Raw genomic sequence first — 7,668 nt, 5'->3', positions numbered from 1 at the left:
GGCAGCGGAAGCTGCCGCGCGCGGCCTCGAACCGGCCGTGGGCGAGCCGCATCTCGGCCTTGCCTGCAACGTCGCGAACAAGCAGGCCTGCATCAGCGCGGTCGACGCGGTCATCGCCAAATTCGGCCAGATCGACATCCTCATCAACAACGCCGGCGTGACCCAGCCCGTCAAGCTTCTCGACATCAAGCCGGAAGATTGGGACCGCATCCAGGACGTCAATCTCAAGGGCATCCTGTTCCTGTCGCAAGCCGTGATCCCGCACATGCAGAAGCGCAGGAGCGGATCGATCGCCTGCATGTCCTCGGTCTCGGCCCAGCGCGGCGGTGGCATCTTTGGCGGGCCGCATTATTCGGCGGCGAAAGCCGGCGTGCTCGGGCTTGCCAAGGCGATGGCGCGCGAGTTCGGGCCCGACGGCATCCGCGTCAACTGCGTGACGCCGGGCCTGATCGGCACCGACATTACCGCCGGCAAGCTGACCGACGAGATGCGGACAAAAATCCTCGAGGGCATTCCGCTTGGCCGGCTTGGCGAGGCCACTGACGTCGCCGGCATCTACACCTTCCTCGCCTCCGACCTCTCGGCCTACGTCACCGGCGCCGTGATCGACGTCAACGGCGGCATGTTGATCCACTGAGCGGAGCAGGAGAGAGACGATGATGGCAACACCAACGCTCGCAAACGCGCCGACGCTCGCCCAGCGCGCCCGCAACATCCGCCGCAACGCCCTGCTGATGGGCGAGGTCCAGGGCCAGGGCTATATCGCCCAGGCGCTCGACATCGCCGACGTGCTGGCGGTAGCCTATTTTCACGCCATGCGTTTTCGCGCCGAAGATCCCGGCTGGGAAGATCGCGACCGCTTCCTGCTGTCGAACGGACATTATGCGATCGCGCTCTATGCAGCCTTGATCGAGGCCGGGATCATTCCCGAGGCCGAGCTGGAGAGCTACGGCTTCGACGACAGCCGCCTGCCGATGTCCGGCATGGCGTCCTATACGCCGGGCATGGAAATGTCGGGCGGCTCGCTCGGCCTCGGTCTCGGCATCGCCGTCGGCATGGCGCTCGGGCTGAAGCGCAAGCGGTCGGCCTCGCGCATCTTCACGCTGTTCTCCGATGGCGAGCTGGACGAGGGCTCCAAATGGGAAGCGATCATGTCGGCGGCTCACCACCAGCTCGACAATCTGATCGCGATCGTCGACGTCAACAATCAGCAGGCCGATGGTCCCTCCAAGCAGATGCTCGGCTTCGAGCCGCTGGTGGACAAGCTCGCGGCGTTTGGCTGGTTCGTGCAACGGGTCGACGGCAATGACCTCGACGCGGTGGTCGGCGCCTTCGATGCCGCGATGGCGCATTCCGAGCCGAAGCCCCGCATGATCGTCGCTGATACGTTGATGGGCAAGGGCGTTCCGTTCCTGGAGCAGCGCGAGAAGAACCACTTCATTCGCGTCGAGCCGCATGAATGGCAGCTCGCACTGTCGGCACTGGACGCGGGAGAGCAGCCATGAAGTCCGCCGCACCAACCACTTCGGCAAAGCCGCGGCTGACGACGTCGGCCATGATCGCCTCGATCGCGGCGGAAGGGCAGCGCACCAGGCCGGCGCCGTTCGGGCACGCGCTGGTCGAGCTCGCGCGCAGCCGTGAAGACGTCCTCGGCATGACCGCCGATCTCGGCAAATACACCGATCTGCACATCTTCGCGCAGGCCTTTCCCGATCGGTACTATCAGATGGGCATGGCCGAGCAGCTTCTGTTCGGCGCCGCCTCGGGTCTCGCCGCCGAAGGCTTCATGCCGTTCGCGACGACCTATGCGGTGTTCGCCTCACGCCGCGCCTATGACTTCATCCATCAAACCATCGCGGAGGAAGACCGCAACGTGAAGATCGCCTGCGCGCTGCCGGGCCTGACCTCGGGCTACGGGCCGAGTCATCAGGCCGCAGAAGACCTCGCGCTGTTCCGGGCGATGCCCAACATGACCGTGATTGATCCCTGCGACGCGCACGAGATCGAGCAGATCGTGCCTGCCATCGCCGCGCATCGCGGGCCCGTCTACATGCGCCTGTTGCGCGGCCAGGTGCCGCTGGTGCTCGACGAGTACAGTTATCGTTTCGAGCTCGGCAAGGCCGCGCTGCTGCGGGATGGTGCCGACGTCCTGATCATCTCCTCGGGCATCATGACCATGCGCGCGCTTGAGGCGGCCAAGGCGCTGTCGGACGATCGCGTCAATGCGGCTGTCCTGCACGTGCCCACGATCAAGCCGCTCGACACCGAGGCGATCCTGCGCGAAGCGGCCAAGCCGGGCCGCCTCGTCGTCGTCGCCGAAAACCACACCGTCATCGGCGGCCTCGGCGAAGCCGTCGCCGCGCTGCTGATGCGCGCGGGCGTCCATCCGGCGTTCCGGCAGATCGGGCTTCCCGATGAGTTCCTCGCCGCCGGCGCGCTGCCGACGCTGCACGACCGTTACGGCATCTCGACCGCGGAGGTGATGCGGCAGATCAAGGAGTGGCTGCGCTAGCGGCGCACGCAGCCAACCACATCCGATCAAACCGACAAGCTTCGCGGTAACGCTGCGGAGACCGAGAGCTGCTGTCCAATGCTGGCGCATCGAGAGCCAGCCAGCAGCAAAAGCTGGTGGCGAAAGCCGCAGCCAGATCAATCCAAGCTCAACAGGAGGAATCGATGACCCAGCGGAAGCCAATCACTCTCAGCCGGCGTAAGCTGCTCCTCGCAGGCGCCGCCTTGCCGCTATGCGGCATTCTCACACGCCCGGCCTCGGCGGCGGAGTTCACCTACAAGCTCGCGACGGGGCAGGACCCGACCCATCCGGTCAACACCCGCGCCAAGGAGGCGATCGACCGCATTCGCGAGGCGACGGGCGGCCGGCTCGAGATCAACCTGTTTCCGGCCAACCAGCTCGGTTCCGATACCGACCTCCTGACGCAGGTGCGCAACGGCGGCGTCGAGTTCTTCAACCTCTCATCCCTGATCCTCGCAACCCTGGTGCCGGCAGCAGGCATCGTGAACCTTGGCTTCCTGTTCACGAGTTATGATGCGGTCTGGAAAGCGATGGACGGCGAACTCGGCGCCTATATCCGCGCGCAGATCGCCAAGACGCCGATCATGGCGGTGTCGAGCCCCTGGGACAACGGCTTCCGCCACGTCACCTCGTCCGGCCGCGAGATCAGGACGCCGGAGGATCTGAAGAATTTCAAGCTGCGCGTGCCGGCCGCACCCAATCTGACGTCGCTGTTCCAGGCACTCGGCGCGGGACCTGCGCCGATCAATTTCAATGAAGTCTATTCCGCGCTCCAGACCAAGGTGGTCGACGGACAGGAGAACCCGCTGCCGATCATCGCGACCGCCCGTCTCTACGAGGTGCAGAAGACCTGTTCCCTGACCGGGCATGTCTGGGACAATTACTGGATCCTCGGCAACAAGCGCGCCTTCGAGAAATTGCCGAAGGACGTGCAGCAGATCGTGACGCGGGAATTCGACCGTTCGGCCAAGGACGAGCGCGCCGACATCGCCAAGCTCAGCGACTCGCTGCGCGCGGACCTCTCCGCCAAGGGTATGCAGTTCATCGAGGTCGACCGCGGCGCGTTTCGGCAGGCACTCGCCAAGACGAGCTTCTACGGCGACTGGAAAGGCAAGTTCGGCGAGGAGGCCTGGGCGCAACTCGAGAAAGCGGCGGGCAAGCTGTCATGACCGCCCTCAGCCATACGCCCGGCATCGACGGCGGTGCCGCTGTCACGGCACCTCAATCTGGTGTGCGCCTTTGGGCCGTCACGGCTAACAAGGCGCTCGGTCATGCGGTTGCGATCCCGGCCGCGCTCCTGGTGCTGGCCGAGATCGTCGTTCTGTCGGCCGGCATCGTCGGCCGATACGTCTTTCATGCCCCGATCATCTGGGCCGACGAATTGGCCGGAATCCTGTTCCTGTGGCTCGCCATGCTGGGATCCGTGATCGCCTTCCAGCGCGGCGAGCACATGCGGATGACGGCCATCATCGGCATGCTGCGCGCCGACGCGCGTGCATTTCTGGACGTGGTCGCCGCCGCGGCATCCTTGGCGTTCCTGCTGCTGGTGATTCACCCCGCTTACGAGTTCGCGGCCGACGAGGTCTTCGTCAGGACGCCGGCGCTCGAGATCGTTAATAGTTGGCGCGCCGCTGCGTTGCCGGTCGGCATCGGCCTGATGCTGGTCGCCGCGGTGCTGCGCCTCGTCCGCATCTCGGGCTTACGGAGCCTGCTCGGGGCCGCAGCACTCGTCGCCGGCCTCATCGCCGTGCTCGTGCTTGCTGCGCCGCTGCTGAAGCCACTTGGCAACCTGAACCTGCTCATCTTCTTCGTGGTCATCGTCGGCGCCATGGTGCTGGCGGCGGTGCCGATCGCCTTCGCCTTCGGCCTTGCGACCGTCGGCTACCTCTCGCTCACGACGAGCACGCCCGATGTCGTCATCATCGGACGAATGGACGAAGGCATGAGCCATCTGATCCTGCTGGCCGTGCCTCTGTTCGTGTTCCTCGGTCTGCTGATCGAAATGACCGGCATGGCGCGTGCCATGGTGAGTTTCCTCGCCAGCCTGCTCGGCCACGTACGCGGCGGTCTGCACTATGTGCTGGTTGGCGCGATGTACCTGGTGTCGGGCATTTCCGGCTCGAAGGCGGCCGACATGGCGGCGGTGGCGCCCGTACTATTTCCCGAGATGACCAAGCGTGGCGCCAAGCCCGGCGATCTCGTCGCGCTTCTTGCGGCAACCGGCGCCCAGACCGAGACCATCCCGCCGTCCCTCGTGCTGATCACGATCGGTTCGGTCACCGGCGTATCGATCGCTGCGCTGTTCACCGGCGGCCTGCTGCCGGGCATCGTGCTGGCGATCGGTCTCTGCTCCGTCGTCTGGTGGCGATACCGCGGCGAGGACCTGTCGCATGTGAGGCGCGCGACGGGGAGGGAGATCGGCCGCGCCTTCGTCATTGCGATTCCGGCGATGGCGCTGCCGTTCGTGATCCGCGCGGCGGTGGTCGAGGGTGTCGCGACCGCGACCGAAGTGTCGACCATCGGCATTGTCTATTCGGTTCTCACCGGGCTCCTGATCTACCGCCAGTTCTCCTGGCGCCGGCTCTATCCGATGCTGGTGGAGACCGCGTCGCTCTCCGGCGCGATCCTGCTGATCATCGGTGCCGCGACCGGCATGGCGTGGGCTCTCACACAATCGGGCTTCTCGGCCTCGCTCGCAAAATTCATGACCACGCTGCCGGGCGGAACGCCGGTCTTCCTCGGCGTGACGATCCTTGCCTTCGTCATTCTCGGCAGCGTGCTCGAAGGCATTCCGGCGATCGTTCTGTTTGGACCGCTGCTGTTTCCGATCGCGCGCCAGGTCGGCGTGCACGAGGTGCACTACGCAATGGTCGTCGTTCTCGCGATGGGCATCGGACTGTTCGCTCCGCCGTTCGGGGTCGGCTATTATGCGGCCTGCGCCATCAGCCGCATCAGTCCCGACGAAGGCATCAAGCCGATCGTCGGCTATATCGTGGCCTTGCTGATCGGCACGCTCGTGGTTGCCGCGGTCCCGTGGATTTCGACCGGATTTCTGTGACGCGGCGCGACGGTCGCAAGTGATCGTCGATGTAGCCGGGTCAGAGGGACTGGGTCGACGCAGTTCCGTGGTGCGATCGTAGGAGGCGGTGCTTGACCATTCGCGCGATCGCTGCCGGAGCTTGCTCGGGGATGGCAAAGCAGGAGCTCGCGTTGATCTCGCACAGAACGTATGTGTCGGCGCCGGCCTCATTGCGGGGCCCGTAGAGGAAGTCTGCGTCCCAGATGACGGGGAGCGAGAATTCATCGATCTCGAGCGTCTCCATCATCTGCGGTACCCATTCGTCCTCCATCGACCTTCGCAACGCCTGGAAGGGCGGGGCATCGGGGCCGTGCATGATCCGCGGCCCCGGTTGCGCCCCGGGTGCCTCAGGCCCTTCCAGCGGCGGCGGGATCAAGGCCTTGATCAATTGATGTCCGAAGCCCGCAACTTTGGACCCGCTCATGTAGCAGCGGATCATTCCGTCCGGCAGGCGAGGTTGGAACGCCTGGTCGATAATGCAGCCGCCCCAGCCGAAATAGGGCTCGCATCGCGCGATGAAAGCATCGAGCGGCATGTCCTCGGGCAGGCTGCCGCGTTGCGCATGCAGCACGCGAACCGTGGCGTCCGCGATAGGAAGCGCTTCGACTTTCCAGACGCCCTGGCCACCATTGCCGCGATTTTGCTTGAGCACGCGCGGGCCGCTTGCCCGGAGGCGCGATGGAAGTTCGGCGCGGAGCGCCGCCGCGCTGTCATAGCGATGCGTGTCGGCACCCCAGCCCAGGTGACGCGTTCGGTAGAGCACCTCCTTGACGCCCATCTTCAGGATGATGTCGGGATGCGCGCTCACCCATGGTCCCCGGGCCGCAACGTCGCGAAGCAGGGGATCGAGTTCGGCGCGTGTCTTGCCCTGGTGGATCGGATCGACCCAGACCAGCACGCCATCGACCGCGAGCAATTGTTCGAGGACAGCGCCTGAGAAGGTCTCGTCGTAGATCACCGGCCGGGCTTCGATGCCGGCTGCGGCGAGCGCTTCGAAGACGCGGACGAACCGGCTGTTTTGCGGCGTCGCGTCCGCCCGTGCACCGGCGTCCCCGCGTGAGAGGATGGCAACGGTCGGGTGGGAAGAGGAGTGTCGTTCGGTGTCCATGCGCAAGCTCCACGAATGGCGTGCTGCGCAGATCTTGGACCGAGGTCTCACGGGGAGTCTGCTTCGTCCCCACGCAGGCAATCTACGCGAGGCGGCCGCGACATTTCAAGAGCGCGGCCGACGGTTGGTTGAACTCTTCGTGACGCATCTCGGCCAAGCGCGTTGACAGCCCGGACGTCCGGGTCTCTATTCGATCGTGCCGGGGACATGCGATCTCCCCGTGAGGCGACATGCTCAAGAATCGCGTCCTGTTCACCAAGGGCGCCGCATGTCATTTCATCTCCCGTCCATCCCACAAATTGCTCCACCCGTCGGAACGCCCACGCGCGGCGGATGTGCGGCTCGATCCCGCGGCGGCGTCTACCAGTTCAATGTGAAGCGGCGCGACCTGATCATGCAAGAGGGTATGCCGTTGACCCCGGCCGCTGCCATGGGCGTCGCGATCGGCATCAACTTCCAGCCAAGCGGAGGAGGCAGGGCAGCCATCACCGGCGACTTCGTGCTGACCAGCGACGAGGTGAACCGGTCATCTTGGCGCTGCGGACGCGCGGCATCGAGGTGACGGCGCTGCACAGCCACATGCTGGATGAACAACCGCGGCCGTTCTTCATGCACTTCTGGGCCAACGATGACGCGATCAAGCTCGCCGAAGGTTTGCGTTCCGCGCTCGACAAGACGGCTAGCACGAAAGGCTGATGGACGATAGTTTCCCATTTCGTCGAGGACAGGACTGTGCAGCTGCTTTGCCCGACGTGTCAAAGGAAGTCGGGATCGAACCAACTTTGCCGGGAATCTTCACAAATGAAACAGAATTGCTTTCAGTAGCTTGGCTACTGTGCATGGGGTTGTTTTCGCGCTTTTCGTTTTGAACCTACGGAAACAGACGCATCACCGCCGGCCGCGCGGTGCCTCGGCCTTGGCGGGCTGCTCGGTCTGCGGGCCGCAGCT

At 65.0% G+C, this 7,668-nt stretch carries 6 protein-coding genes and 1 pseudogene; 6 read left to right on the top strand and 1 reads right to left on the bottom strand.

Going from position 1 to position 7,668, the window contains the following annotated elements:
* From MOV74_RS25820 to MOV74_RS25800, 5 genes are all read left to right on the top strand, one after another.
* The coding region (locus MOV74_RS25820) for an SDR family NAD(P)-dependent oxidoreductase (protein WP_246929176.1) at positions 1-637 on the top strand (637 nt) is incomplete at its 5' end.
* Positions 638-659: 22 nt separating this feature from the next.
* A complete protein-coding gene (locus MOV74_RS25815; RefSeq protein WP_246929177.1) occupies positions 660-1,505 on the top strand; it encodes a transketolase in 846 nt (281 codons plus the stop codon).
* A complete protein-coding gene (locus MOV74_RS25810; protein ID WP_246929175.1) occupies positions 1,502-2,512 on the top strand; it encodes a transketolase family protein in 1,011 nt (336 codons plus the stop codon). Before MOV74_RS25815 ends, MOV74_RS25810 begins: the two co-directional genes overlap by 4 nt.
* Before the next feature lie 164 nt (positions 2,513-2,676).
* Positions 2,677-3,702 (top strand): TRAP transporter substrate-binding protein, encoded by a 1,026-nt coding sequence (locus tag MOV74_RS25805; protein WP_246929174.1) that lies wholly within the window; start codon positions 2,677-2,679, stop codon positions 3,700-3,702.
* On the top strand, positions 3,699-5,591 hold the full coding sequence (locus tag MOV74_RS25800) for a TRAP transporter large permease subunit (RefSeq protein ID WP_246929173.1): 1,893 nt from the start codon (positions 3,699-3,701) through the stop codon (positions 5,589-5,591). Before MOV74_RS25805 ends, MOV74_RS25800 begins: the two co-directional genes overlap by 4 nt.
* Positions 5,592-5,631: 40 nt before the next feature.
* On the opposite strand, the gene MOV74_RS25795 is transcribed toward MOV74_RS25800, so the two are convergent.
* A complete protein-coding gene (locus MOV74_RS25795) occupies positions 5,632-6,720 on the bottom strand; it encodes a Cj0069 family protein (protein ID WP_246929172.1) in 1,089 nt (362 codons plus the stop codon).
* A gap of 349 nt (positions 6,721-7,069) precedes the next feature.
* On the opposite strand from MOV74_RS25795, the pseudogene MOV74_RS25790 reads away from it, so the two are divergent.
* Positions 7,070-7,416 (top strand): annotated as a pseudogene (locus MOV74_RS25790) (DUF1259 domain-containing protein); the annotation flags it as partial.
* Positions 7,417-7,668: the final 252 nt, after the last annotated feature.

The organism is Bradyrhizobium sp. SHOUNA76 (assembly GCF_023006445.1).
Lineage (GTDB): Bacteria > Pseudomonadota > Alphaproteobacteria > Rhizobiales > Xanthobacteraceae > Bradyrhizobium.
This window is presented reverse-complemented; position numbering and strand designations above follow the sequence as displayed.

Excerpts from the sequence above, each read along its gene's own strand:
- MOV74_RS25815 (WP_246929177.1), top strand. The coding sequence starts at position 660 with ATGGCAACACCAACGCTCGCAAACGCGCCGACGCTCGCCCAGCGCGCC.
- MOV74_RS25810 (WP_246929175.1), top strand. The coding sequence starts at position 1,502 with ATGAAGTCCGCCGCACCAACCACTTCGGCAAAGCCGCGGCTGACGACG.
- MOV74_RS25805 (WP_246929174.1), top strand. The coding sequence starts at position 2,677 with ATGACCCAGCGGAAGCCAATCACTCTCAGCCGGCGTAAGCTGCTCCTC.
- MOV74_RS25800 (WP_246929173.1), top strand. The coding sequence starts at position 3,699 with ATGACCGCCCTCAGCCATACGCCCGGCATCGACGGCGGTGCCGCTGTC.
- MOV74_RS25795 (WP_246929172.1), bottom strand. The coding sequence starts at position 6,720 with ATGGACACCGAACGACACTCCTCTTCCCACCCGACCGTTGCCATCCTC.